This window comes from Providencia sp. PROV076, from assembly GCF_028483405.1.
In the GTDB taxonomy this organism is placed as follows: domain Bacteria; phylum Pseudomonadota; class Gammaproteobacteria; order Enterobacterales; family Enterobacteriaceae; genus Providencia; species Providencia huaxiensis.
Window position 1 is genome coordinate 12,254 of the sequence record NZ_JAMPRR010000011.1, and the last position, 25,712, is coordinate 37,965.

The window sequence follows — 25,712 nt, forward strand, 5'->3', positions numbered from 1 at the left end:
TGACAAGTTTTCTGGAGTTTATCTCTGTTTCTTCCAATGTTTCCTACCATTTTAGGTAAGGAGACCGTTCTAGTAAATATTAAAGCCTTTTTTGTTTCTAATATGAGCTAAAAAGGTTTTAACGTGATGTATTTAAAGATTTATTTTATTGTCTCTTATCTATATTCTTATGAATAAAAGGCGTCGCAGTGCTGTTGATGCATGAAAATTGATAGTATTGCTGACGACACAATGCTTAAATAAAGCTTAATGAATAATAGATGAAGGTTATGGTTCGATGTTCAAGTATATAGGGATATTATTTGCCTTTTTGCTATTAGGCTGTTCGGCTTCGAACAACGGTTACTATCTTGATAACCGTTACCCATCAAAAAATAGTAGTCAACGTATTCAATATATCATTATTCACTATACAGTCTCTGATGATGCGCATTCTATAACTCTGCTAACACAAGGCAAAGTGAGTTCCCATTACCTTGTTCCGAGTGTACCTGAAACTAAAAATGGTCTGCCTGTTGTGTTACAGCTCGTTCCTGAATCGTTAAAATCATGGCATGCAGGTGAAAGCTATTGGCGACAGCATAATGGTCTGAATGATACTTCTATTGGAATTGAAATCGTCAATGCAGGATTGCAAAAGGATGTAAAAGGAAAACTGCATTGGGCCCCTTATAATGAAGCGCAAATTGTTGCCTTGATCCCTCTCGTCAAAGATATTATGCAGCGGTATAACATTCCCCCAGAGAATATTATTGGCCACAGTGATATTGCTCCACTGCGCAAGCAAGATCCGGGTAAGGCATTTCCATGGCAACGTCTTGCTCAAAATGGAATAGGCGCTTGGCCAGACCCTAACACAGTGACTAAATTTCTAGCGGGGCGTAATGCCAATGAGCCTGCAAACGTGCTACGCGTTCAAAAAGCGCTTAATTATTATGGTTATTCAACAATTCCGTTATCAGGTAAGTTAGATCCACAGACGAAAAAAATATTACGTGCTTTCCAATTGCATTTCCGCCCGCGGGATATTGAAGGACAAGCGGATGCTGAAACAGAGGCTATCGCATTGGCACTCATTGAAAAGTATCGTGATATGCAAAAATTTAAGTTATTTGAGAAGACCTCGCAGTTGCCTAATGTTTCGACAAATCAGCAAGGCGACTAGCAGGAAGTGAAAATGCTCTATTAGGTTGATTCAAAGTGAAATACAAGTTGTTTCGTATTTCACTTTTACTGTTTGGTTAGCGGTTTGCGCCATATTCATGGCTTATTTCTTTTGCAGCTTTGATAACCATGGCGCCTAATTCAGTAATGCGGTCATCGGTGATTCGAGATAATGGGCCTGAAATAGAAATGGCTGCAAAAGCGTCTTTGTGCTCATCATAAATACAAGCTCCAATACAGCGTAACCCTAAAGCATGCTCTTCGTCATCATAAGAAAAGCCTTGTTTTTTAGCCTGTTGTAAATTCTCTTTTAAGGCTGATGGGTTAGTTAATGTATAAGGCGTATAAGCATGTAAACCTTTACGGCTTAAAAGTGGAACTAGTTTATCTTCCGGTAAGTTAGCAATGAATGCTTTACCTGCCCCCGAGGCGTGTAATGGCAGTTTTCCACCGATCGGTGCTGACATTCTCATTAGCGCATTACATTGTACTTGGTCAACAATAACGGCATCGTACTCGGTATGGTCTAGGATCGCTAAGTTGACGGTTTCCCCTGATTCATCCATTAAGCGGCGCAGTATCGGGTGAACAAGGGCTAATAAATTGCGACTTTCTAAGAAGCTACTACCAATGATAAAAGCATGAGAAGCAATAACCCATAGGCCTAAATCACCCGTTTGACGAACAAAACCATGTTGTTCTAATGTCATTAATAGGCGGTGTGTTGTTGAGTTTGGTAAGCCAGCTTGCATCGCAAGGTCTGTGAGGGCGATCCCCCCTGTTGATTCGGAAATATATTCCAACAGTGTTAAGCCACGACTTAATGACTGTACTTGTCCTGCTGCAGCTGCGCCACTCGCCGGCCCTTTTGCTTTTTTAAGTTTCTTAGTAATTGGTGCCGTTGCCATTAAGTCTCTCCTGACTGTCATTTTGCTTCTATTATGAACTATTTCACCTGAAAATACTCATCGGATCAGTGAAAAGTGTGCTCTTGTGCAACCTTGAAAAACTCTCATCATAACAGCGAATTTTCGCATGAGAAGTTGTGATAGGATGTTAAAAGTAAAAATTTGACTTATTTCTCAGTGTTCCATTTCAGGAGGGCAGTGCAGTGTCCGCAAAAGTTAATCAATTAGAACAAGAATTAAAAAAACGTATATTGGTATTAGATGGTGCAATGGGAACAATGATCCAACAACATAAGTTGTCGGAAGCCCAGTTTCGCGGTGAACGATTTGCGGATTGGCCGAGTGATCTAAAGGGAAATAACGACCTATTAGTCTTAACTCAACCAGATATCATTCGTGATATTCATTTTCAATATTTTGAAGCTGGGGCGGATATTGTTGAAACCAATACCTTTAACTCAACATCCATTGCGATGGCTGATTATAAAATGGAATCGCTTTCCGCTGAAATTAACGAAGTTGCTGCGCGCCTTGCCCGTGAATGTGCCGACGAGTGGACACGTAGAACCCCTGAAAAGCCGCGTTATGTCGCTGGCGTATTAGGCCCGACAAACCGTACCGCGTCTATTTCTCCTGATGTAAATGATCCGGCTTATCGCAATATTACCTTTGAACAACTCGTTGAAGCTTATCGCGAATCTACACGATCCTTAGTGAAAGGCGGTGTGGATCTGATCATGATCGAAACCATTTTTGACACATTGAATGCGAAAGCCGCGATCTTTGCGGTAGAAACCGAACTGGAAGCTTTGGGTGTTTCTCTGCCAATTATGATCTCGGGTACGATCACGGATGCCTCTGGCCGTACATTATCAGGACAAACAACAGAAGCATTTTATAACTCATTGCGCCATGCGCAGCCGATATCATTTGGCTTGAACTGTGCATTAGGCCCTGATGAACTTCGTCAGTACATTTCTGAATTATCAAGGATTGCTGAATGTTATGTTAGCGCGCACCCTAATGCGGGGCTACCAAATGCGTTTGGAGAGTATGACCTTGATGCACAAAATATGGCTGAACAAATTCATGAATGGGCAACCGCAGGGTTCTTGAATATTGTTGGTGGATGTTGTGGAACGACGCCATTACATATCAAAAAAATGGCAGAAGCAGTAAAAGGCATCACGCCACGTCAATTACCGTCACTCCCTGTTGAATGCCGCTTATCCGGTTTAGAACCACTAAATATTGGCGAAAAATCATTATTTGTGAACGTTGGGGAAAGAACCAACGTGACTGGTTCGGCAAAATTTAAGCGGCTGATTAAAGAAGAAAATTACCAAGAAGCCTTAGATGTAGCGCGTCAGCAAGTTGAAAATGGTGCACAAATCATCGACATCAATATGGATGAAGGAATGCTGGACTCCCTTGCAGCGATGGTACGTTTCTTGAATCTAATTGCTGGCGAGCCAGATATTGCACGCGTGCCGATTATGATTGACTCCTCAAAATGGGAAGTGATCGAGGCGGGGCTTAAGTGTATACAAGGTAAGGGGATAGTTAACTCAATCTCAATGAAAGAGGGGGTTGAGGCGTTTATTGAACACGCTAAATTATTGCGTAAATATGGCGCTGCCGTGGTCGTTATGGCATTTGATGAAGTTGGCCAAGCAGATACACGTGAGCGGAAAATTGAAATTTGCCGCCGTGCTTATCAGATCCTTACCGAAGAGGTGGGCTTCCCACCTGAAGATATCATTTTTGACCCGAATATTTTTGCCGTAGCCACCGGAATCGAAGAGCATAATAACTATGCAGTTGATTTTATTGAAGTCTGTAAGGATATCAAGGCTCAGTTACCTCATGCGATGATTTCTGGTGGGGTTTCCAACGTCTCCTTTTCATTTAGAGGGAACGACCCTGTCCGTGAAGCAATTCATGCTGTTTTCTTGTATTACGCCATTCGTAATGGAATGGATATGGGGATCGTTAATGCAGGGCAGCTTGCTATCTATGATGATTTACCCGCGGAATTAAAAGATGCTGTTGAAGATGTGATTTTAAACCGCCGTGATGACAGCACAGAACGCTTACTTGAGCTGGCGGAAAAATACCGTGGAGCAGGGGCTGGAGAGCAACAAGTTCAACAAGCGGAATGGCGTAGTTGGGAAGTGGAAAAGCGCCTTGAGTATGCACTAGTGAAAGGGATTACCGAATTTATCATTGAAGATACGGAAGAAACTCGCCAACGTGCTTCCAGCCCAATCGAAGTGATTGAAGGCCCTTTAATGAACGGTATGAATGTGGTTGGTGACCTATTTGGGGAAGGCAAAATGTTCTTACCTCAAGTGGTGAAATCTGCTCGGGTGATGAAACAAGCTGTAGCCTATTTAGAACCCTATATTCAAGAGCTTAAGCAATCAGGTAGTAGTGCAGGAAAAATCTTGCTCGCTACCGTAAAAGGCGATGTTCATGATATTGGTAAAAATATTGTTGGGGTTGTATTGCAATGTAATAACTATGAAATCATTGACTTAGGTGTGATGGTTCCGTGTGAAACTATTCTAAAAACAGCACGTGAAGAGAACGTTGATATCATTGGTTTGTCTGGGTTGATCACGCCATCGCTTGATGAAATGGTGCATGTGGCAAAAGAGATGGAAAGACAAGGGTTTACCTTGCCATTATTGATAGGTGGAGCAACAACATCAAAAGCACATACCGCTGTAAAAATTGAGCAGAACTATAGTGGGCCAACGACTTATGTGCAAAATGCTTCACGCACCGTGGGAGTGGTGGCTGCATTATTATCAGAAACACAAAAAGCAGATTTTGTGGCGCGAACTCGCCGTGAATATGAAACCGTTCGTCAGCAACATGGCCGTAGAAGGCCAAAAACCCCCCCTGTAGCATTGGATGTGGCGCGAGCGAATGCAGTGAAGATTGATTGGCAAAATTACCAACCTCCGGTACCAAAATTCCTTGGTATTCAAGAAGTCACAGCACCTATTTCAACCTTGAGAGGCTATATAGACTGGACGCCATTTTTTATGACATGGTCTTTAGCAGGTAAATATCCGCGAATTTTAGAAGATGAAGTGGTGGGTTCTGAAGCTCGTAAGCTATTGAAAGACGCTAATAATATGTTAGATAAGCTAGATAAAGACGGCTTATTAACACCAAAAGGTATTTTTGGCTTATTCCCTGCAAACCGGGTTGGGGATGATGTGGAAATTTATACCGATGAGTCGCGAAACCAGGTGCAAGTGATGGGGCTGAATTTACGCCAACAAACCTTAAAAACGGAATTTCCAAACTATTGTTTATCTGACTTTGTCGCGCCAAAGGATAGCGGTAAAGCTGACTATATTGGGGCTTTCGCTGTGACTGGGGGCTTAGAAGAAGATGCGCTTGCTGATGAATATGAACAACAGCATGATGATTATAATAAAATCATGGTTAAAGCGCTGGCGGATAGACTAGCGGAAGCGTTTGCTGAATATCTACACCAACAAGTCCGTATGCGTTATTGGGGTTATGCGGCTGATGAAAACTTGAGTAATGAAGAGCTTATTCGTGAAAATTACCAAGGAACCCGTCCTGCACCGGGGTACCCGGCTTGCCCTGAGCATACAGAAAAGGCAAAAATTTGGCAGTTACTTGATGTGGAAGCAAAAATTGGTATGCAGCTCACCAGTTCTTATGCGATGTGGCCAGGCGCCTCAGTGTCAGGCTGGTATTTTAGTCATCCAGAAAGTAAATATTTTGCGGTAGCTCAGCTACAAAAAGACCAAATTGAGGATTACGCAAAACGCAAAGGGATGTCAGTGACAGAGTTAGAACGTTGGTTAGCGCCAAACTTAGCTTATGATCCTGAAGATTAAAACAAGATCAATATATTGATTTTTCATGTATTCGGCACCATCTTATAGGTAATACATTAGAGGGGTCCAATGATGAGCTATGAATTTATTATTGAAGAAGAACTGCCACGCTCGGCAGTTTTTCCTTATCAGATCCAAAACAGCGCGGCGCCTGAAACCTTTATGATGAGTGAAGATGCGGTGAGTGCCATGATGAGTGTGTTACAGATCATGGACAAGCTTGATACCGATGATTCACTGGGTGAGCATTGTTTTAATCAGATTTGGTTAAGAAGCGAGCTAACGCCTGCGAGAGCAGAAGAGATTTATCTGTTTTTAGAAGAAAATTTAGCGGTGGAGCCTATCCCTTCAGAGGAAGAAATCACGGCTTTTCATCAAGCCCAACTCGATGAAAATAAGCTGTTATCCCAAGAAAGCCCTAAAGACGGTATGGTACCCGTGCATAAATTTTCGACCAATGATGGTTGGCTGGTGACTACGAAAGAGTGTGAATGGATTGCCGAAGTCTTTTCACCAGAGCTGGTGAGCGAAAACCACTTTGTGGTTTCTCAGATCTCTGAGCTGTGTAAGATTAGCTATCGCACATTGGAAGCCCTGCTAATTGAGTGGGGTAAATTTAATTTATTTGCCAGCAAACACGGTGGTTACCGCGTTAATTAAGAACTGTAGCTTATTAAGGAGACAAAAGTTTCAGCAAGAAACTGGCGTCTCCTCCGTTTTCTGAATAATTCCTTTGTAATTCTACTTTTTCAGCCAACATCCCTTATGAATTTTTTATTGGAATGATATGTTAATGACATAACGCCAATAAATGGGTCATGGTGATGAAATTACGTTCTTTTCTGTTAGTTTTCTATGTTAGCGGTATTTCCCTTGCGCAAGCTGGCAATATCGTTGAAGCGCCTTCGACGAAAAATAAACCGGATACGCTACAGGCACAGCCTAAAAGTACGCCTATGCCTGATGAGTTCAAAGCCAAATTAAAGCTAGCGAATGCTGGTGATGAAGAGGCGATGGTAGATGTTGGGCTTGCTTATATGGATGGGACTGAATTTCTAGCGGTCAATGAGAAAGAGGCTTACCGCTGGTTTAAAAAAGTGGCTGACCGAGATAATACGGATGGAGACTATTATTTAGGGATGTTGCTGCAAAATCAGGAAAAATACCAACAAGCGGAAAAGTGGTATCGCCGAGGTGCCGAAAAAGGCGATGCTTATTGCCAATATGCGATGGGTTACTTATATGAACATGGTATTGGTGTTGAGCAAAATTTAAAGCAAGCGAAAGCATGGTATGCAGAAGCCGCAGAGCAAGAACACGCTAACGCACAGTTTGCCATGGGGCTATTTTATCATGATGGTTTAGGTGGTGGTATTGACTACCAAAAGGCGCGTGAGTGGTATGAAAGAAGTGCGGGCAATAATATTGCAGCCGCAGTGAATAACTTAGCGGTGATGTATGAAAATGGTGAAGGCGTAGAACTGGATGATGAAATGGCGATTTACTTATATCGCCAAGCCGCCAATATGGGCTCTGCAACAGCGCAAGTAAATATGGGGGACTTTTATCAAGAAGGCCATAGCGCAATAGAAAAAAATAGCTACCAAGCAATGTACTGGTATAAACGCGCGGCGCAACAGAACAATATTGCGGCTCAATTGGCGATTGCGAAAGCCTATGAACAAGGCAATGGCGTTGGCAAAGACCTTGCTGAAGCCTTTATCTGGTATGAACGTGCTGCACAAAATGAATCCCAAGATGCAGGAATGAAGGTAGCTGAATTCTATGAAAAAGGGTTAGGCGGGGTTAAAAAAGACCCCAAAAAGGCTGTTGAGTGGTATATATCACTTGCCAACAGTGATGGTAAAGAGGCTCAAATTAAGTTAGCAGAACTGTATGTGTCTGGAGAACTGAAAAATGTTGATGTGAATGACATTTTGAGTTGGTTGCTGATTGCTCAAGAAAATAGCATTGAGGCTCAAAACCAGTTAGCTATCTTTTATTTAACGGGAACAGGTGTGGCGAAAAACACACACAGAGCACGGCAATTGCTGGAAAAAGCGGCATTTAAAAAGAATAGCGATGCTCAAAATAACCTTGCGGTGATGTATGCACGAGGCGAGGGCGGTGAAAAAAATATTTTCCGTTCGGTAATGTGGTTTGAACGAGCGGTAGAACTCGGTAATGAAACTGCAAAAGGGAACTTGGCGCTTTTAAAACAGAATAACGGTGTGACGGGCAAGATGCTGCAATACACCAGCAATGTTACACAACCCAGCAAACAGGCTGGAGGGGATTAACTGCATAATATAGAAGGCGATCGTCACGATCGCCTTCTGGTATTTTGATCAAACTTCCACACTATTCAAATAAATTACTGTGCAAGGTACGAACAATCTCTTCAGCATCATTTCCGGGGACCAATAAACAAATATTGTGGCTACTTGCGCCATAGCTGATCATGCGAATATTGAATGACTCAAGTGCGCCAAAAATTTGCCTTCCTAGGCCATTCACTTGCGATAGCTCATTACCAATGATTGCGACGAGCGCTAAATCCTCTTCCACTTCGACACGACATAATGCGGATAACTCAGTCATTAGCGCATTGGTGAGTAAACTACCGTTAGTTCCTGTTGAGCCTGTTGTGTCTAAGGTTAGTGCCACACTGACTTCTGAAGTGGTAATTAAATCCACTGAAATATTGTGGCGCAGTAAAATGGTGAAAATTTCCGCTAAGAAACCGCGTGCGTGCAGCATTTTTAGGCTGTGCAAGGTGAGTAGCGTTTGTTTACGGCGCAGTGCTAATGCCCTAAATTGCGGCGGATTAGTGGTTTTATCACACACAATGGTGCCGCCAGCTTCGGGCGCTTTACTTGAACCAACAAAAACAGGGATCCCTGCGCGCACTGCAGGAAGGAGTGTCGCAGGATGCAAAATTTTTGCGCCAAAGGTCGCCATTTCAGCCGCTTCATCGAAAGCAATTTCATCAATGCGTTGGGCACTCGGTACGACGCGAGGGTCAGTGGTGTAAATTCCAGGAACATCAGTCCAAATATCGACACGTGATAAATTAAGAACCTCGGCTAACAGGGCAGCGGTGTAGTCACTTCCACCACGACCAAGAGTTGTTGTACGGCCTTTTTCATCACGGCCAATAAATCCTTGGGTGATCACAACTGACTCGGCAAGGCGTGGCATGAGTTGCTGCTCTGATAATGCTTTTAGCTGAGCAAGTTCTGGTTCAGCACGGCCAAAGCTGTCATTCGTTCTCATCACTTTGCGTACATCAAACCATTGGGAGTTAGCGTTGCGTTGGCGCAGTACTTCAACAAATAGCAAGGTTGACATTAATTCGCCGTGACTCACCATTTCATCCGTTAATGCGTCAGAAGTGGCTAAAGCAGCCGAATCAGCTAAATGAGCAATATTATCGAGTAAGCGATTGATTTCTTCACGAATAACATCAGCAGTTTGTAGGTTATCAATAATTGCGTATTGAATATCCTTCACTTTTTTCAGCAGTTCATTGCGTTTATCTGCGTCGCAGCCTTCGGCCAGTTCGATTAATAAATTGGTAATGCCAGCAGAAGCTGAAAGTACCACAACTCGTACATTTGGGTTGGAAAGTACGATATTGGCGCTGTTATTCATTGCTTCAAAGTTAGCGACGCTGGTACCGCCAAATTTGGCGATAACATACGGATGGTTGTCTGCTGAAGACGCTGCGATATTCATGGTGTCAATCCCTTTGGTTAAACCTAATCTTTATATAGATTTATCGGGTAAATAGGATGGCGTCAATCAGGAATCGAAGGAAATCAGTAATTCTAATGATAGGTAATTTATTATCGCTTTTCTCAATGTACCCGTCATACTCGTCATACTTCAAGCTGCATGGGTGTTGACTGCGCTCAGATAACCGAATCACATACTTTTGTATGCTCATCGGTCTATCTTCGCTTGCCGCCTACATGCAACTTGAATTATTTAGAGTATATACTCGCCATACTTCAGCTGTATGGTGTTGACTAGCGTTCAGCTAGCTGAATCACATACTTTTGTATGCTCATCGGTCTATCTTCGCTTGTCGCCTACATGCAACTTGAATTATTTAGGGTATATACTCGCCATACTTCAAGCTGTATGGGTGTTGATTAGCGTTCAGCTAGCTGAATCTCATACTTTTGTATGCTCATTGGTCTAGAAAGTGCGTATTTCAATAAAAGGGACAATTAAGTCTGGAAAAGTGCGGCAGAATTGGGGAATATCAATATAACGCAGAAAACCGATAAGTCTCGTTTTCGTGACGGGGTACAATCTATTTCTATTTAAAATTATTTGGAGAGTGTTATCCATGAGAAGTATTAATCCAAGCCAAACGGCTGCATGGCGGGCGCTAGAGCAACATTTTGCGCAAATGAAAAATGTCCATATGCGTGATTTGTTTGCACAGGATAAAGACCGCTTTACTCATTTTTCGGCGACGTTCGATGGTCAAATCTTAGTGGATTTCTCCAAAAATAGAATTACTCAAGAAACATTGGAACATTTATTGGCTTTAGCAAAAGAAACAGAGCTAGAAAGCGCTATTAACAGTATGTTCCAAGGTGAGAAAATTAACCGTACTGAAGACCGTGCAGTACTACATACCGCTTTGCGTAACCGTGATAACACGCCTATTTATGTTGATGGCAAAGATGTCATGCCAGAAGTGAACGCGGTATTGGATAAAATGCAGCAATTTAGCCAGCGCATTATTAGTGGTGATTGGAAAGGTTATACCGGTAAAGCGATTACGGATGTGGTGAACATCGGTATTGGTGGTTCAGACCTTGGTCCATTCATGGTGACAGAAGCACTGCGTCCATACAAGAACCACCTAAACATGCACTTTGTATCGAACGTGGATGGTACGCAAATTGCGGAAACACTGAAAAAGCTGAACCCAGAAACAACCCTGTTTTTAATTGCGTCAAAAACCTTTACAACCCAAGAAACCATGACTAATGCGCATTCTGCTCGCGATTGGTTCTTGGCTGCGGCAAAAGATGAAAGCCAAGTGGCTAAGCATTTTGTGGCACTTTCCACAAATGGCGAAGAAGTCGCGAAGTTTGGTATTGATACCAACAATATGTTTGAATTTTGGGATTGGGTTGGTGGCCGTTATTCATTATGGTCAGCGATTGGTTTATCCATTATTTTATCGGTCGGCTTTGATAATTTCGTTCAATTATTGAACGGTGCCCATGCGATGGATAAACATTTTACCCAAACGCCGCTAGAAAAGAATATTCCTGTGTTGTTAGGTTTGATTGGCATTTGGTACAACAATTTTTTTGAAGCGGAAACTGAAGCGATTCTGCCATACGACCAATACATGCATCGTTTTGCCGCTTACTTCCAACAAGGCAATATGGAATCGAACGGTAAATATATTGATCGTGATGGAAAACCTGTTACTTATCAAACAGGCCCGATTATTTGGGGGGAGCCGGGAACCAATGGTCAACATGCGTTTTATCAGTTGATCCACCAAGGAACGAAGATGATCCCATGTGATTTTATCGCACCTGCGGTAACCCATAACCCGTTAGGGGATCATCACGAAAAACTATTATCTAATTTCTTTGCGCAAACGGAAGCATTAGCATTTGGTAAAACTCGTGAAGTGGTTGATGCCGAGTTTGCTGAGCAAGGGAAGAATGTCGCAGATATGGAATATGTTGCGCCTTATAAGGTGTTTGAAGGTAACCGCCCAACTAACTCCATCTTATTGAAATCAATCACACCTTATTCGTTAGGTGCATTGATTGCGATGTATGAGCACAAAATTTTCACCCAAGGGGCGATTTTAAACATTTTCACTTTCGACCAATGGGGTGTGGAATTAGGCAAACAGCTCGCAAGCCGTATTCTGCCTGAATTAGAAAATAGTGATACGGTGAGTAGCCATGATAGTTCGACCAATGGTCTGATTAACAGCTATAAAGCTTGGCGATAAGTTAACAACGTATTATTTAAATACTTCAATATAAGGTAGGGAGTTCCTGCCTTATATTGTTCAACAAACCATTGTTAAATTGTTCGTTTTTCAAGCAATTAAATAAAATTTATTATGATGTTAATAAATTTTATTATTATCGATAACTCGCTAGTAATTAAAATATTTTTCACTATATTTTTACATTTTGTGTTGAAAATGTGACTTTTTATATAAATTGTTAGCTAACTTTAACCTTGTCGTAAAACAACGTGATATCCTATTGCGTAAGAAATACAGTAAATCATAACCATGTTATCCATGGTGGAATTTTAAGTAATGGATGAAACGCTTTTTACTTCTCAGCCGATTCATTGGCTGGCGGAGAACGATAAAAACGATAAAATAGTGCCTGCTAATATATTAGATTGGCTATTAGAGCTTGGCTCAATGACAAAGCGTTTTGAGCAGCATAGCCAGCAAGTGACCGTGATACCTTATTTAGAGTGCTATGTATCGCAAGATAAGCTGAGTGCAGATGAAGTGCAGTCTTTACCTAAAAGCCAGCGCTATTGGGTCAGAGAAGTCGTCATGTATGGTGATGGTATCCCTTGGTTACTGGGCCGAACTGTAATCCCTGAAGAGACACTGACCGATGATGACCAGCAATTGGTAGATATTGGGAGAATGCCATTAGGACGTTATTTATTTAGCCGTGATAGTTTAACTCGAGATTATATCCATATTGGTTCTTGCGCAAATCGTTGGGTGCGTTGTTCTCGGTTAAGGTTATCGGATAAACCCTTATTATTAACAGAAATATTTTTACCTGAATCACCTGCATATCGTTAACTATCCTAAGTATTTTGAATTTTCAGGTCTCTGCAATGACACTATGCCAACAAATATAAATCAGTAAGTTGTAGAGTTTGGTGGTATTAAAATATACCCAATTTGAAGTATGATGGAATTCGAAAAGGAGCACGACAAAGTGGAGGGAAGTATGACGCTAAGTAAATGGCATGCATACAGCCGTTTAATGCGTATTGATAGACCCATTGGTTCACTGTTGCTACTGTGGCCGACGTATTGGGCATTATGGATTGCGGCTCAAGGTACGCCAAGTTTACATCTTTTAATTGTCTTTACTGCTGGCGTATTTTTTATGCGTGCCGCTGGCTGTGTCATTAATGACTTTGCTGACCGCCATTTTGATGGCCACGTAGAGCGGACTAAACACCGCCCTCTCCCGAGTGGTGACGTGACAGAAAAAGAAGCAAAAATATTGTTTGCAAGCCTTGTTGGCCTTTCTTTCCTGCTGGTTTTAACACTCAATTCAATGACTATTTGGTTGTCAGTTGCCGGTTTGGCCTTGGCATGGGTTTATCCCTTTGTTAAGAGGGTCAGTAACTTACCTCAAGTGGTATTAGGCGCGGCTTTTGGTTGGTCAATCCCAATGTCTTTCTCTGCTGTTGGCGAAACTTTACCTGTTGTTTGTTGGTTACTGTTTTTAGTTAATATTATTTGGTCTGTGATCTACGATACTCAGTATGCGATGGTAGACCGTGATGATGATTTAAAAATTGGTGTGAAATCAACCGCTATTTTATTCGGGCAGTATGACAAACTGATTATTGGCGTACTGCAATTCCTGATGGTTGGCTTCTTATTGGTGATAGGCTCACTGGCGGGTTTAGGTACTCTTTATTATATTTCATTGGTGCTCGTAGCGGGTCTATTTATCTATCAGCAGCAATTAATGGCTAATCGTGAACGTGCGCCTTGCTTTAAAGCTTTTATGAATAATAACTTTGTTGGCTTAATTTTGTTCATTGGTATTCTTGTCAGTTATTTTTAAATTGCCTTTATTGAGCCAAAGTAAAAGGTCATGTTATTTCTAACATGACTTTTTTGTTTTATTGAGCTGAGAAAACGCGATTAGCTTTTCTCTTGTTCCTGAGACTGCGCGCTTTCACTCGGCTTTTCTTCAGAAAACTCATCATCTTGGCTAACACTTTCAATGGTCAAACGGATTTCCGGTGACATCAAGCGGGCCAAAACGGCATACAGTTTTTGTGCATTGGTAACAAAAATATCATTTTCATTATTATCAATGTAGCCTTCTTCTCTGAGGGTATCGACTAATGTCGAGAATACCGCTTTATCAAAGAATTCAGGTGCGTTAATACCATGCAAGACAGAAAGACGTTGCGCAAGGATACGGCTTTCTTTTTCCAACGTATTACGGCTGATTTCAGGGCTCGCGTTGAGTAATGATAATGTGATTGCATAACGTTGCAAGGTTTCACGTACACCAGCGGCTAAAAGCTGTAATGGACGAATACGGCGAGGATTTAACACCACAATATCGTCTTCTCTTAAGCAAATTAGTTTTTGGTTATTCAGTTCATCGATCAGCGTATCTACCGCTTCATGTAGCTCATCACTGTTATAACGCATAAACAGTTCTGCTTTTAAGAACGGATAAATTTGACCGACTTGATAGTGAATATCTTGGCGACTAATGCGCTCATGGTGTAACACAATGCTAGTTATTAGAGATGGTAATACCAATAAATGATGGATATTGTTACGGTAATAGGTCATTAAGACGGCATTTTCACGAGGAAGGATAATAATATCCCCCATGCTGTCTTTTTCGACTTCGAATTTATCCATTTGCAAAGCATGTTCTAACAATTGCTCTGCTGTTTTATTTGGGGTTGTTGCATCTGCGGTGTATGGCACGTTGCGTAATAATTGCAGGTAACATTCGACTTGTTCAATCAGTTGCTCACGAGTGAGCGAGCGTTGACGAGATGCCAGCAATGCGGTCGCACAGAGGTTAATCGCATTGGCTGCGGCTGCATTATTAATATTAACCATAATGTTATCAGCTAACGAACTGACCGTTGGGTTTAACCAGGTCGGCCTTTGTGGTTCGATAGGATCGATAGAGTCGCGCCAATCAGGTACACGCTGATTGAGGTAATGAGGTAAAGAAATAGGTTGACCGAAGTTAACATACCCTTGACCTAAGTTGCGCAATTTACGTAACCCGCGAACCATTGAGAAAAAGCCTTCTTTCTCTTTTTCTGCACCACGAAGTTCTTTGGCGTAAGTTCCTACTTCCATGACATGTTCATACCCAATATAGATAGGAACAATAGTGATAGGGCGTGAGTCACCGCGCAACATCGCTTGCAATGTCATTGAGAGAGTACCTGTCTTCGGTTGTAATAAACGACCGGTACGTGAGCGCCCACCTTCCACAAAGTATTCGATGGAGTAACCACGTGCAAACAGTTCACTTAAATATTCGCGGAAAACAGTCGAATACAGTTTGTTTCCTTTAAACGTTCTGCGAATAAAAAAGGCCCCTAAGCGACGGAAAATTGGCCCTGCTGGCCAGAAATTAAGATTGATCCCCGCTGCGATATGAGGCGGCACTAGCCCTTGATGGTATAGCACATATGAGAGCAGTAAGTAGTCCATATGGCTGCGGTGAGAGGGGACATAAACGATTTCATGGCCGTCTTGTGCGAGTTGGCGAACCCGTTCAGCGTGCTGAACATTGATACCTTGATAAAGGCGGTTCCAAGTCCAACTAAGAACTCTATCGGTTAAACGTACGGCTTCATAAGAGAAATTGGCCGCAATTTCTTCCATCATCCCAACGGCATTTTGCTGGGCTTTTTTGAGTGGGATTTTTTTACTGCGCGCTTCGTCTTCAACGGCTTTTTCAATCGCTTTTGACGTCAATAGCTTATTAAACAGCTCATAACGTGCAGGAAGTTTTGGCCCAACTGCTGCTAAGCGTTGGCGCGAATAGTGAATACGCGCGACACGAGCGAGTTTGTTGGCAATAATAGTGTCTGTACCGTGGTCTTGTGCCATTTTCCCAATTGAGACAATCGGTGATAAACGCACAAAGCTGTCACGCCCTAACCATAAAACTGCAAAGAACTTTTGGATACCGTTTAACAGCTTCAGTGGCGGTGCTGGAGTATGGCCTTCACGCCCAGGTGAACGCCCAAACATCACGGATGCAGGTAGCATTTGAATATCTAGATTTGGATTGTTTTTGTGCAAATCTAAATAAGCATGGAATGTTTTTACTGAATCCTTACGTGGATTCGGTGAATAATAGCGAAAAACACGTGGGCCATCATCGATAAAAACGTAAGCCGGAAGCTTCGTTCCATTGATATCATTGTCGACTAGCGGGTCTGGCAGACCGATAGCTAAGCATTGATGCCGTAGCGTCAGGAGGTCAGACTTCGAATGATAAGGTAATACGTACAGAGTTGGCCTGTTGACATCAAGCTGCAACTCAGTGACGGGATCCGAAGGAATTAGTTTACTTTTTACCAATAATTTAAGTGGCAAATTCAACGTGTTGTAATATATTTTACGCCATAGTGACATAAATGATTATAGCCTCTTGTTAACAATGCTGTGCAATCATACCAGAAATACCTGGTTAGATCTGTTACTGACAATTCACTTTGACCGTAAAAATCGATTATTGTTTGTATTTTTTAAGGAATAAATATGGCGAGTCAAGTTAAGGGGTTCACGCGAGTGATTAAAGCGGCAGGATATTCCCTTAAAGGTTTGAAAGCTGCTTGGGTTAATGAGGCAGCATTTAGGCAGGAATCAGTTGCAGCAATCATCGCAATTTTTATCGCATTTTATTTAGATATCAGCTATATAGATAGGATTTTGTTAGTGAGCTCAGTTGTGCTGGTGGCAATAGTCGAATTATTGAATAGCGCGGTAGAGGCTGTAGTTGATCGTATTGGTAGTGAGTATCATGAACTTTCAGGAAGAGCTAAAGATATTGGTTCTGCTGCAGTATTTGTGAGTATCGGTTTAGCGCTGTTCATTTGGGCGCTGGTATTATGGCAGCGTTATTTTTCTGGTTAAGGTGTTTGGTTACTTAATCGGACAAAAAGAGAGTAAATCGATAACAAATGCTTAAATTGCGCGATTTAACTGTTTCAAATCTTCATTTACCTGTATATACTCACAGCTTGACTGTATAAACAAACAGGGGAACGGAATGAAAGCACTGACGGCTCGACAACAGCAGGTTTACGATCTGGTGCGAGATCACATTTCGCAGACAGGTATGCCACCTACACGTGCTGAGATAGCAGCAAGCCTTGGTTTTCGTTCGCCTAATGCGGCAGAAGAACATTTAAAGGCCTTAGCACGTAAAGGGGTTATTGAAATCGTTTCAGGCGCATCCCGAGGTATTCGTCTGCTTCTTGAAGAAGAAACCGAAGATCAGGGGTTACCTCTGATTGGGCGTGTTGCCGCTGGCGAACCATTATTAGCGCAGGAACATATTGAGAGCCACTATCAAGTTGACCCGGAGCTGTTTAAACCACATGCAGATTTTTTATTGCGTGTGAACGGGATGTCCATGAAAGATATTGGCATTATGGATGGCGATCTATTAGCTGTACATAAAACGCAAAATGTACATAACGGGCAAGTTGTTGTCGCTCGTATCGAAGATGAAGTTACGGTTAAACGTTTTAAGCAACAGGGTAACCGCGTTGAATTAATAGCAGAAAACCCAGAATTCGAACCTATTGTTGTTGATTTACGTCAGCAAAACTTCACTATTGAAGGTTTAGCTGTTGGGGTTATCCGTAACAGTGATTGGTATTAATTTCCGCTAGTAGCCAGCTGTCATGGTAGGTTACACCCGGGAATGACTATTGCAGGCAGATTTCATTGCTTTATTTTGAGGTCTGCCTGTTTTGTTTCCTTCCTTATATTTTTTCTCTTCTCTCTTCTCTCTTTTGTATTCATCAAACTATTTAGCAATACAGTAATTTATTTCTTTTTTGATGCTATAGGTTGTTCGTGGTTATGATGACAATGTTCGTGATCTTGGCAGCTATTCACTTCGTCACAACTTCTGCATAAGCCATGGTTTTCCACCACGGTATGTCTTAAGCGGAATTGGTGTTCGTCGGCTAAATTAATAATGGCAGCTTCTATTGTTGTACAGTCACTTTCCGTTACGCTTCCGCAATGGTCGCAAATCAACATAACAGAGATATGGCTTGGGTTATCAAAATGATGGCAGACGACATAGCTGTTTGTTGATTCAATTTTATGGATAAAACCTTGCTCCATTAAAAATTCAAGGCCACGATAAACCGTAGGGGGTTTAGCTTGAGGTTCAATTTCACGTAGTAAGTCGAGTAAATCATAAGCGCTGATTGCACCATGTTGTTGTGCTATCAAGCGCAATACCGTTTCTCTTTGTGGTGTCAACCTGACGCCTCTTGACTGGCAAATATGTTCAGCCATCGCAAGAACTTTTTTTTCACTCATCTTTTCCATTTTACTGACCCACCCGTTGAAAAATGCAAATGTTTACTGTTCACAAGTTTATCACAGTTTCTTGAACTATAGAGAATCAAGAAATGAAAGCATTACCATCAAAAAATTTTAACCTTGCTAAGTATTTTTTTGATTAATAAAGAAAGTAAATGAGGGTAATAAAAAATATAAAAAATGATATTTAAAATTAAACAGGAAAAATAGAAACAAATATTAAACAAATGCATGATAAAAGCGCAACGCATTGCGAACAATTAATTGAAATATTCCGTTTCAATTTGATGCAATTTCAATTAAGACTTATCTTAACCTCACTTTTCAATATTCTTTTTGTCGCTTCTTTTCTGTCTTGCTTGGATTTTAATTGCGGTTTTTCTGTTATTGCTTGGTTTTAATATCTATCTTTGTCGATAAATATAGATTTAAATTCCGATATAAATCTATCTGTAATTTGACATATTTTGAGATATTTGTAAGTGAAAAATGAGGGTTTTATATAAGTTTTTCTAAGTAATAAATTTGAAATGTATATTTTGATAGCGTTTTGATTTTATATTTTGCTGCTTTTGAATTCACTGGTTATTTATTCTTTGTTAACTCTAATTATGTGTCGGTTTTGACAATAAATATCGGTTATGTAGAATTGACATCAGAAAGTATCGGAAGGCATGTGTAAAAAGTCATTTTCTATTTCTATGTCAATTTTAGCGAATTACCCCTCATGGGAATAATTAATATTGAATAGAAAATAAAGAATTAAAAATTTTAGGTATTTTAAAAATTATAGATGAAAGGGATCTTATTTATATATTCACCTCTAATCTGAATGAAATTAATGATGTTGGATGACTGAAGAATTTCACTGTTAAGTAATCAAAAAAATAAAATTGATTCCTTATCAATAAAAATCAGAAAAGAGGCAGCTACTTCCTACTCATTTAAAGGAAATGTTTATGAAACTGAATAAATTAGCGTTAACTCTGGCTTTAGGTTTAGGTGTTGGAATTTCTGGTGTTGCAGTGGCTGAAGATCCAGTAACGCCACCAACAGTTGAAAGTTCACAAGGTGAAGTCCGCTTCACTGGTTTCATTAACGATGTTCCATGTTCAATTGATGCAAACAACTTAAAACAATTAGTTGAGTTTGGTGAAATTGCATTACATGAACTGACATCTAACCAATATCGTTCAGATAACAGAGATTTCGATATCGTATTGAAAAACTGTTCAACAGAAACGTATAAAAACGCAAAAATCACCTTTACTGGCCAAACTATTAATGGTTTCCAAGGTTTTGCCGGTGACTTACTTGGCTTAGGTGGAAAAGTTAAAAATGCCGGTATTGTAATCACTAATGGTGCTGACAAAGTTGTTGAATTTGGTAAAGCATTCCCAGGTACAGGTGATGGATACGCATTAAATGCTGGTGATGGAAAACAAACTACACTGCACTTCTCTGCATACGTTAAAGGTAACGAAGCAGCGGATGCGAAAGCAACAACAGGTAGCTTTAACACTGTTGCTAACTTCAAAATTATTTACCAATAAGTTCAAGCTTAGTTAAGTAAAAACATGTGGCGTATTAATGACGCCATATGTTTCTACCTTCTTTTTCATTTTTAGTCTGATAGGCGGCATAGTTGAATGAAAAGCATGAAACTCAATTTAATTACAAAATTAATGCTTTTAATATTAACGCCGATGATTGCATTTTCTGAGGAGGCAGTTGATTTCAATACTGATTTTTTAGAGGCAGACAGCACTGAAAATGTCGATTTTAGTAAGTTTTCTCATGCTAATTATATTCCACCTGGAAATTACTCTTTAGCTATTGCTGTAAATAAAGTCAAAATTTCCATGGAGCAGTCCATTATATTCTTTACGCCTAATTATGATGAAAAAATATCATTAGCTTGTATTACACCTGAGTTATATGGGCAACTAGGATTAAAGCCAGAATGGAGTAATAAAGTAACTTGGTTACTTGATGGAAAATGTTTAGATATTCGTTCTGTACCAGAAATGCGGACTCAAGGTGATCTTGCAAAAAATATTGTCGAAATCAGTATCCCACAAGCTTATATGGAATATGAAGACCCAAATTGGGATCCTCCGTCACGTTGGGATGATGGCATTCTAGGTGCATTTATCGACTACAATGCGACGGGTCGGGTTGTTAAAAAAGAAACGGGTGACAAAGGAACGGATTCAGGTATTACAGCGACAGGGACAATGGGGACAAATATTGGTGCTTGGCGTTTTAGAGGTGATTGGCAAACGCAAAAAGGCCAATTAAATAAAGGCGGCCAATCATGGTCATGGAATCAGTTATATGCGTATCGCGCCATACGTTCTTTAAATTCAAGGTTAACGTTTGGTGAACAATATCTGTCTTCAACGCTATTTGACAGTATTCGTTATATTGGTGCTAGTTTAGAAACCAATGAATCTATGTTACCACCGCGTTTACAAGGTTATGCACCTGAAATTGCGGGGGTTGCCAAAACCAATGCGACCGTCATTGTGAAGCAAGATGGCCGTATTATTTATCAAAAAGAAGTTAGTCCTGGGCCATTTCGTATTCAGGATGTGAACTCTTTTGGTGGCGGTACGTTAGATGTTTCTATTCAAGAACAAGATGGTAGTGTGACTAACTATAAAGTGGAAACATCTCGTTTAGGGACATTGATTCGACCGAGTCAGCTGATTTACCAGTTTGTCGTTGGTAAACCGACTAAAAATGAACATGATACTCAAGGTCCTGCATTTAGTTTGGGCTCCTTATCATGGGGTGTAACTAATAATACAACCGTTTATGGTGGTATGCTTGGTTCATCAGAATATCAAAATATTGCGATTGGTTTAGGGCGTGATTTAGCACCATTTGGCGTATTGTCAGGGAACTTAAGTATCTCTCGTGCTGAAATGGGCAGAACCGAAAATAACCAAACTTTGACGGGTAATTCATATAACGTCACTTATTCCAAACAATTTGATGATATTAACAGCCAAATTACATTCGCAGGCTATCGTTTTTCTGAAAAAAATTATATGAGCATGAGCCAATTTATCGACCGTCGCTATAATGAAAGTACGGTTGATAGTGGTAAAGAGCTTTATACTATTATATTTGGTACTGCATTCCCTGAATATAATACTAATATGTATTTAAATTACTCACATCAAACTTATTGGAATAGGTCATCATCGGATCAATATAATCTAACAGTTTCTAATTATTTTGATTTGGGGAAAATAAAAAATTTAAGTCTTAGCTTAACAGCTTACAAAACAAAATCAGACCAAAATGATGATGACGGAGTTTATCTAAATTTAAATGTACCATTGGATAATAACCAAGCAAGTATTAGTTACTCAGGTTCTTATTCAGGAAATACGAACAGTCATAACGTTAACTATTATGACCGTATAAATGAACGTAGTACTTATTCTATTTCAGCGGGTACATGGGATAAAGACAAGGTAACAACATCAGGTATGTATAACTATGATGGTGATACCGCACAACTTAATTTGAGTGGAACTTATATTCAAGATAATCAATCTACTCTTTCAATGCAGTTGAAAGGGGGACTGACCATGACCCAAGAAGGTGGTGCTTTACACCGTAATACCTCAATCAATGGTGGGTCAAGGATACTGTTAGATACGAGTGGTGTTGCTGATATTCCTGTGCAAACAGGGGTAACGCCGATACGCACGAATCGATATGGTAAAGCCGTTATTACCAGTGTTATGGATTATAACCGCAATAATATTCGAATAGATTTAAATAGAGTGCCAGATAATGCGGAAGCAGTTCAATCGACACAGCATGCGACATTAACGGAAGGGGCTATTGGGTACCGGAAGTTTAATGTCATTCAGGGTGAAAAAATATTGGGAACAATTCATCTTGCAAATAATAGTTATCCACCATTTGGTGCATCCGTCAAAAATGAAAATAATGTTGAAGTTGGCATCGTTTCAGATAACGGATTTATTTACTTAGCGGGTATTAACCCATCAGATGTTCTTGAAGTGACTTGGGGAAATAATTCATCTTGTCACATTCAATTACCTGAAAAAATAGAAAGTGGCATGGAACATACAATGTTATTACCATGCAAATAATTATAAATATGTTTTAACGTCAACGGTGAAAATATGAAATTTATAAATAAAGTTCAAATTGTAACAGCGATAAGTCTTTCTTTATTAGCACAATCGGCTTATTCAGCGATTGCACTAGATAGAACTCGTATTATTTATAATGAACAAGACAAAACTGTCGGTATGGGACTGACTAACGAACATTTAACTAGCCCGTATTTAGCTCAGGCATGGATAGAAAATGACAAAGATGAAAAAGTAAATTCACCTTTTATTGTGACTCCTCCGGTGCATCGTATTGAAGCTAATTCTAAAAGCCAAATTAAAATACAGGCAATCCCTGCAGTAGCGCAGTTACCTAAAGATAGGGAAAGTGTTTACTACTTAAATGTGAGAGAGATTCCACCACGTAGTGAGAAAGTGAATGTATTGCAAATTGCATTACAGACAAAAATTAAGCTTTTTTACCGCCCAGCAGCAATTGTAATTAAAGATAGAATGGAAGTGATCCCTCAAGAAAATGATATGAAAATTCTTAAACAGGGGGCGAATTATATTGTGAAAAACCCGTCACCTTACTTTTTATCCATTACAAAACTGAAAAAAGGCAATACTGAAGTTCAAAATTTTGAACCTGTAATGGTTGCTCCATTTAGTGAAGCGGGTTTAGGCAAAGTTACTGGAGATTTAGGTTCATCTCCAACTTTGGTTTATCTCAATGACTTCGGTGGAACTATGGATTTGAAATTTAGCTGTCAGTCAGCTGAATGCTCAGTGCTGCCAAGAAAATAAGGTTTGACGCCATGATGTCTATTAAAACATTAACAAAGGTATTTGTGTTATTGCTCACTTTACAGATATCGAGTGTATTTGGTTTTTCAGGATTCCTATACATTGATATTAAAGGAGAAGTACTATCAAAGCCTTGTTCAATTAATAATGGGCAAACAATAGAAATTGATTTTGGCGATGTATTAACAACACGTGTCCAAGATGAGGTTTATAAAGCACCCATTGACTACACGGTGACGTGTAAAGATGGCGTCCAACCTAAACTGAACATTTTTATTGAGGGAATATCGGCAAGTTTTGATCAGCGCCTATTAAAAACGGATATTGATAACCTTGCGGTGTTATTTAAAGCAGACACCAGCGATTTCCCGCTGAAAAAGAAACTTGCTTTTAACTTTGCAAATCCATTGAAATTGTATGCCGTATTAGTGAAAAAAAGCGGTACAGATTTACCCGCAAAAAGTTTTACGGCAAATGCAACGTTGAAAGTGGTGTATCAATAAGGGGCTGAGATGTGAAGACTGTTAATAACATAATCGGTTTGGTGTTCCTCAGTGCCATTTTATCTTTTACATCAACCGCAAAAGACTATGAAACAGGGATTAATATTAAAGGTAATTTAATTACACCACCGCCTTGTCATATTGATGATGGTAAAGATATTGAAGTTGATTTTGGTAATGTATCAATAAAATCAATCCAAGGTAATGACCAAAAAAGGCAAGTTAATTACCAGATCCAATGTGGTGAAAATAAAAATAACTGGTCTATGTATCTGATGTTAGATGGAATAAAAAGTGATTTTGATATAAATGGGTTAAATACTGGAGTTAATAATCTAGCAGTAAAATTTCAGCTTGCGGATACCGAATTGGAGTTAGGTAAGAAATACCTTATTAACCCTAGCTCTCCCGGTGTACTTTGGGCCGTATTAGTCAGGAATGGCGATAATGAACTAAAGACGGGGGATTTTATTGCTAATGGCACCATGGTTGTGGAGTATCAATAATGAAAAATACGACCTCACTATTAATAGGGACACTGTTTACTTTGATAAGTACGGCATTTTTAAGTAGCAATATTGTCTTTGCCGCTAAAAATAATGTCAAAGTGAAAGGGACACTGGTGAATTCACCTTGTGTTGTTCTGCCGGAAAATAAAATGATGGAAGTAGATTTTGGCGATATTCGGTTATTAGATATTTACGACCCGACTTACGAGTTGCCTCGCAGAGAGTTAACGTTGGTATTATCTAATTGCGACTTAACTATTGCGAAAAAAATGAAAGTGAAGTTTACCGGAGCTGAACATAGGCAAATGTCAGGATATTTGGCATTAACAGATACGGAACACAACCCTGGATTAGGGATTGGCATTGAGCTAGCTAGCGGTGAAGAAATTAAAGTGAATAAGTTTTCTTCGCTAGTACCAATCATTCAAGCTGGGAAAAATGAACTTAAATTTAATACTTTTCTCAAGGCAACCCCTGAAGCAATCAACAATAAACAAATTAAAACAGGGCAGATTGCCGCAATAGCCACTTTTTTATTTGAGTACGAGTAATTTCATTCTCAGAACCTTATCCGGTACTGATATCAAAACATTGAAATGAATATAAAGAGATATGAAATGGGAAAACGAATTCAGCAATTATTATTAGCCATACCATTTTTGTTCTTTGGTTTGGGAAGTTATGGTTCAACCTATTTTTCGTATGTGGAAGAAGTTGAATCACTATCGAAGCATGAAAATATTTATCATTTTGTTATCGAATATTGGAAAGAAAACTCTCCTTATGAAGGGAATCCATGTCAATCCGTACTTGGCAGTAAAGGGGCAAAACGGTGTTATTTTACGATTAATCACCTACACTCAGGGAAAGAGACTGGGGGGATAGCTTCTCGTGCAGATTGGTCGTGTGATGTCAATTTTGCAACTTACACGACAATGGCCGCAATTATCAGAGATGCCAATGCGATTTGTGGCCTTTCTTTTCCTCGAACAGGGAGTAGTCAACATAGTGGAGCAATCACAACGGATGAATGTGTAGGGATCTTTCTAGCTACATCAAAAGGAGCTCAAGGTAAAATGTTACCAGGCGGAATTTGCGGGATAGCGCCTCCTCCAGCAGGAAAATGTTACTTTACTTCTCCGACTGGTAATGCGAATTCTCTCGAATTAGATCACGGTCCTTTAAATGCGGATGAACTCAATGGCGATGTAGAGACGGGGTTATTTTATATTCAATGTAATAAAGATATGAGTGTGAAGGTTTCTTCAAACTTGCAGCAAGATAATGTTTATCTGCGTCCGAATGGAGAATTGCAGTCCCATGTTACATTAAATAATCAGTCGGCAGCAAAAGGGGTGGTTCAGTCAGTAAGAGCAAATCAAGTATGGCCTGTGCAGGTGGCGTCAACCTTAAAAACTAATGGCGCTGTTGCACCGGGAAAATTTAGTGGTCGCATTACCCTCGTTTTAACTATTCCATGATTTAAAT

20 protein-coding genes are annotated in these 25,712 nt (G+C 40.1%); 16 read left to right on the forward strand and 4 right to left on the reverse strand.

Annotated features, from left to right (window positions below; genetic code table 11):
• The first annotated feature begins 277 nt into the window (after positions 1-277).
• Positions 278-1,165, forward strand: a complete 888-nt coding sequence (locus PSF67_RS07755; RefSeq protein WP_102140213.1) for an N-acetylmuramoyl-L-alanine amidase — start codon at positions 278-280, stop codon at positions 1,163-1,165.
• A 76-nt stretch (positions 1,166-1,241) separates the two neighbouring features.
• On the opposite strand, the gene iclR is transcribed toward PSF67_RS07755, so the two are convergent.
• Positions 1,242-2,072, reverse strand: coding sequence for a glyoxylate bypass operon transcriptional repressor IclR (gene iclR / locus PSF67_RS07760; protein WP_206276779.1), 831 nt, complete (start codon positions 2,070-2,072; stop codon positions 1,242-1,244).
• Between the two features lie 203 nt (positions 2,073-2,275).
• Here iclR and metH point away from each other — a divergent pair, with 203 nt between their 5' ends.
• From metH to PSF67_RS07775, 3 genes are all read left to right on the forward strand, one after another.
• Positions 2,276-5,959, forward strand: a complete 3,684-nt coding sequence (gene metH, locus PSF67_RS07765) for a methionine synthase (protein ID WP_272676724.1) — start codon at positions 2,276-2,278, stop codon at positions 5,957-5,959.
• Positions 5,960-6,028: 69 nt separating this feature from the next.
• Complete coding sequence (locus tag PSF67_RS07770) at positions 6,029-6,619, forward strand: hypothetical protein (protein WP_181490022.1); 591 nt, start codon at positions 6,029-6,031, stop codon at positions 6,617-6,619.
• A gap of 164 nt (positions 6,620-6,783) precedes the next feature.
• A complete protein-coding gene (locus PSF67_RS07775) occupies positions 6,784-8,259 on the forward strand; it encodes an SEL1-like repeat protein (RefSeq protein WP_272676725.1) in 1,476 nt (491 codons plus the stop codon).
• A 61-nt stretch (positions 8,260-8,320) separates the two neighbouring features.
• Here PSF67_RS07775 and lysC read toward each other — a convergent pair whose 3' ends face one another.
• Positions 8,321-9,697 (reverse strand): lysine-sensitive aspartokinase 3, encoded by a 1,377-nt coding sequence (gene lysC / locus PSF67_RS07780; RefSeq protein WP_195698111.1) that lies wholly within the window; start codon positions 9,695-9,697, stop codon positions 8,321-8,323.
• Positions 9,698-10,316: 619 nt separating this feature from the next.
• On the opposite strand from lysC, the gene pgi reads away from it, so the two are divergent.
• The 3 genes from pgi (at position 10,317) to ubiA (ending at position 13,800) form a co-directional block, all read left to right on the forward strand.
• Positions 10,317-11,963, forward strand: a complete 1,647-nt coding sequence (pgi, locus tag PSF67_RS07785) for a glucose-6-phosphate isomerase (protein ID WP_272676726.1) — start codon at positions 10,317-10,319, stop codon at positions 11,961-11,963.
• A 318-nt stretch (positions 11,964-12,281) separates the two neighbouring features.
• The gene (ubiC, locus tag PSF67_RS07790; protein ID WP_102140220.1) at positions 12,282-12,794 is read left to right on the forward strand and encodes a chorismate lyase; all 513 of its coding nucleotides are present in this window, start codon (positions 12,282-12,284) and stop codon (positions 12,792-12,794) included.
• A gap of 151 nt (positions 12,795-12,945) precedes the next feature.
• On the forward strand, positions 12,946-13,800 hold the full coding sequence (gene ubiA, locus PSF67_RS07795) for a 4-hydroxybenzoate octaprenyltransferase (RefSeq protein ID WP_166267860.1): 855 nt from the start codon (positions 12,946-12,948) through the stop codon (positions 13,798-13,800).
• Positions 13,801-13,880: 80 nt separating this feature from the next.
• On the opposite strand, the gene plsB is transcribed toward ubiA, so the two are convergent.
• Positions 13,881-16,370: a glycerol-3-phosphate 1-O-acyltransferase PlsB gene (gene plsB / locus PSF67_RS07800; RefSeq protein WP_102140222.1), complete on the reverse strand. Its 2,490-nt coding sequence runs from the start codon at positions 16,368-16,370 to the stop codon at positions 13,881-13,883.
• Between the two features lie 126 nt (positions 16,371-16,496).
• Here plsB and PSF67_RS07805 point away from each other — a divergent pair, with 126 nt between their 5' ends.
• The gene (locus PSF67_RS07805; protein WP_102140223.1) at positions 16,497-16,871 is read left to right on the forward strand and encodes a diacylglycerol kinase; all 375 of its coding nucleotides are present in this window, start codon (positions 16,497-16,499) and stop codon (positions 16,869-16,871) included.
• Between the two features lie 136 nt (positions 16,872-17,007).
• Positions 17,008-17,625 (forward strand): transcriptional repressor LexA, encoded by a 618-nt coding sequence (gene lexA, locus PSF67_RS07810; RefSeq protein WP_004915217.1) that lies wholly within the window; start codon positions 17,008-17,010, stop codon positions 17,623-17,625.
• Between the two features lie 167 nt (positions 17,626-17,792).
• On the opposite strand, the gene zur is transcribed toward lexA, so the two are convergent.
• A complete protein-coding gene (gene zur, locus PSF67_RS07815) occupies positions 17,793-18,308 on the reverse strand; it encodes a zinc uptake transcriptional repressor Zur (protein WP_102140224.1) in 516 nt (171 codons plus the stop codon).
• 953 nt (positions 18,309-19,261) lie between these two features.
• Between zur and PSF67_RS07820 the strand changes: the two genes are divergently transcribed.
• The 7 genes from PSF67_RS07820 (at position 19,262) to PSF67_RS07850 (ending at position 25,705) form a co-directional block, all read left to right on the forward strand.
• Positions 19,262-19,855, forward strand: a complete 594-nt coding sequence (locus PSF67_RS07820) for a fimbrial protein (protein WP_102140225.1) — start codon at positions 19,262-19,264, stop codon at positions 19,853-19,855.
• Positions 19,856-19,951: 96 nt separating this feature from the next.
• Positions 19,952-22,441, forward strand: coding sequence for a fimbria/pilus outer membrane usher protein (locus PSF67_RS07825; protein ID WP_272676727.1), 2,490 nt, complete (start codon positions 19,952-19,954; stop codon positions 22,439-22,441).
• Between the two features lie 33 nt (positions 22,442-22,474).
• Positions 22,475-23,212: a fimbria/pilus periplasmic chaperone gene (locus PSF67_RS07830; protein ID WP_195698113.1), complete on the forward strand. Its 738-nt coding sequence runs from the start codon at positions 22,475-22,477 to the stop codon at positions 23,210-23,212.
• Between the two features lie 11 nt (positions 23,213-23,223).
• A complete protein-coding gene (locus tag PSF67_RS07835) occupies positions 23,224-23,715 on the forward strand; it encodes a fimbrial protein (protein ID WP_102140228.1) in 492 nt (163 codons plus the stop codon).
• An 11-nt stretch (positions 23,716-23,726) separates the two neighbouring features.
• The gene (locus tag PSF67_RS07840; protein WP_102140229.1) at positions 23,727-24,221 is read left to right on the forward strand and encodes a fimbrial protein; all 495 of its coding nucleotides are present in this window, start codon (positions 23,727-23,729) and stop codon (positions 24,219-24,221) included.
• Positions 24,221-24,775, forward strand: coding sequence for a fimbrial protein (locus tag PSF67_RS07845; RefSeq protein WP_102140230.1), 555 nt, complete (start codon positions 24,221-24,223; stop codon positions 24,773-24,775). Before PSF67_RS07840 ends, PSF67_RS07845 begins: the two co-directional genes overlap by 1 nt.
• A gap of 66 nt (positions 24,776-24,841) precedes the next feature.
• Positions 24,842-25,705 carry an MrpH family fimbial adhesin gene (locus PSF67_RS07850; protein WP_102140231.1) on the forward strand — a complete coding sequence of 288 codons (864 nt, stop codon included), beginning with the start codon at positions 24,842-24,844 and terminating at the stop codon, positions 25,703-25,705.
• Positions 25,706-25,712 lie beyond the last annotated feature (7 nt).

Excerpts from the sequence above, each read along its gene's own strand:
- PSF67_RS07755 (WP_102140213.1), top strand. The coding sequence starts at position 278 with ATGTTCAAGTATATAGGGATATTATTTGCCTTTTTGCTATTAGGCTGT.
- PSF67_RS07835 (WP_102140228.1), top strand. The coding sequence starts at position 23,224 with ATGATGTCTATTAAAACATTAACAAAGGTATTTGTGTTATTGCTCACT.
- ubiC (WP_102140220.1), top strand. The coding sequence starts at position 12,282 with ATGGATGAAACGCTTTTTACTTCTCAGCCGATTCATTGGCTGGCGGAG.
- ubiA (WP_166267860.1), top strand. The coding sequence starts at position 12,946 with ATGACGCTAAGTAAATGGCATGCATACAGCCGTTTAATGCGTATTGAT.
- lexA (WP_004915217.1), top strand. The coding sequence starts at position 17,008 with ATGAAAGCACTGACGGCTCGACAACAGCAGGTTTACGATCTGGTGCGA.
- PSF67_RS07775 (WP_272676725.1), top strand. The coding sequence starts at position 6,784 with ATGAAATTACGTTCTTTTCTGTTAGTTTTCTATGTTAGCGGTATTTCC.
- PSF67_RS07830 (WP_195698113.1), top strand. The coding sequence starts at position 22,475 with ATGAAATTTATAAATAAAGTTCAAATTGTAACAGCGATAAGTCTTTCT.
- plsB (WP_102140222.1), bottom strand. The coding sequence starts at position 16,370 with ATGTCACTATGGCGTAAAATATATTACAACACGTTGAATTTGCCACTT.
- PSF67_RS07770 (WP_181490022.1), top strand. The coding sequence starts at position 6,029 with ATGATGAGCTATGAATTTATTATTGAAGAAGAACTGCCACGCTCGGCA.
- pgi (WP_272676726.1), top strand. The coding sequence starts at position 10,317 with ATGAGAAGTATTAATCCAAGCCAAACGGCTGCATGGCGGGCGCTAGAG.
- PSF67_RS07820 (WP_102140225.1), top strand. The coding sequence starts at position 19,262 with ATGAAACTGAATAAATTAGCGTTAACTCTGGCTTTAGGTTTAGGTGTT.
- PSF67_RS07845 (WP_102140230.1), top strand. The coding sequence starts at position 24,221 with ATGAAAAATACGACCTCACTATTAATAGGGACACTGTTTACTTTGATA.
- iclR (WP_206276779.1), bottom strand. The coding sequence starts at position 2,072 with ATGGCAACGGCACCAATTACTAAGAAACTTAAAAAAGCAAAAGGGCCG.
- PSF67_RS07850 (WP_102140231.1), top strand. The coding sequence starts at position 24,842 with ATGGGAAAACGAATTCAGCAATTATTATTAGCCATACCATTTTTGTTC.
- PSF67_RS07825 (WP_272676727.1), top strand. The coding sequence starts at position 19,952 with ATGAAAAGCATGAAACTCAATTTAATTACAAAATTAATGCTTTTAATA.
- lysC (WP_195698111.1), bottom strand. The coding sequence starts at position 9,697 with ATGAATATCGCAGCGTCTTCAGCAGACAACCATCCGTATGTTATCGCC.
- zur (WP_102140224.1), bottom strand. The coding sequence starts at position 18,308 with ATGGAAAAGATGAGTGAAAAAAAAGTTCTTGCGATGGCTGAACATATT.
- PSF67_RS07805 (WP_102140223.1), top strand. The coding sequence starts at position 16,497 with ATGGCGAGTCAAGTTAAGGGGTTCACGCGAGTGATTAAAGCGGCAGGA.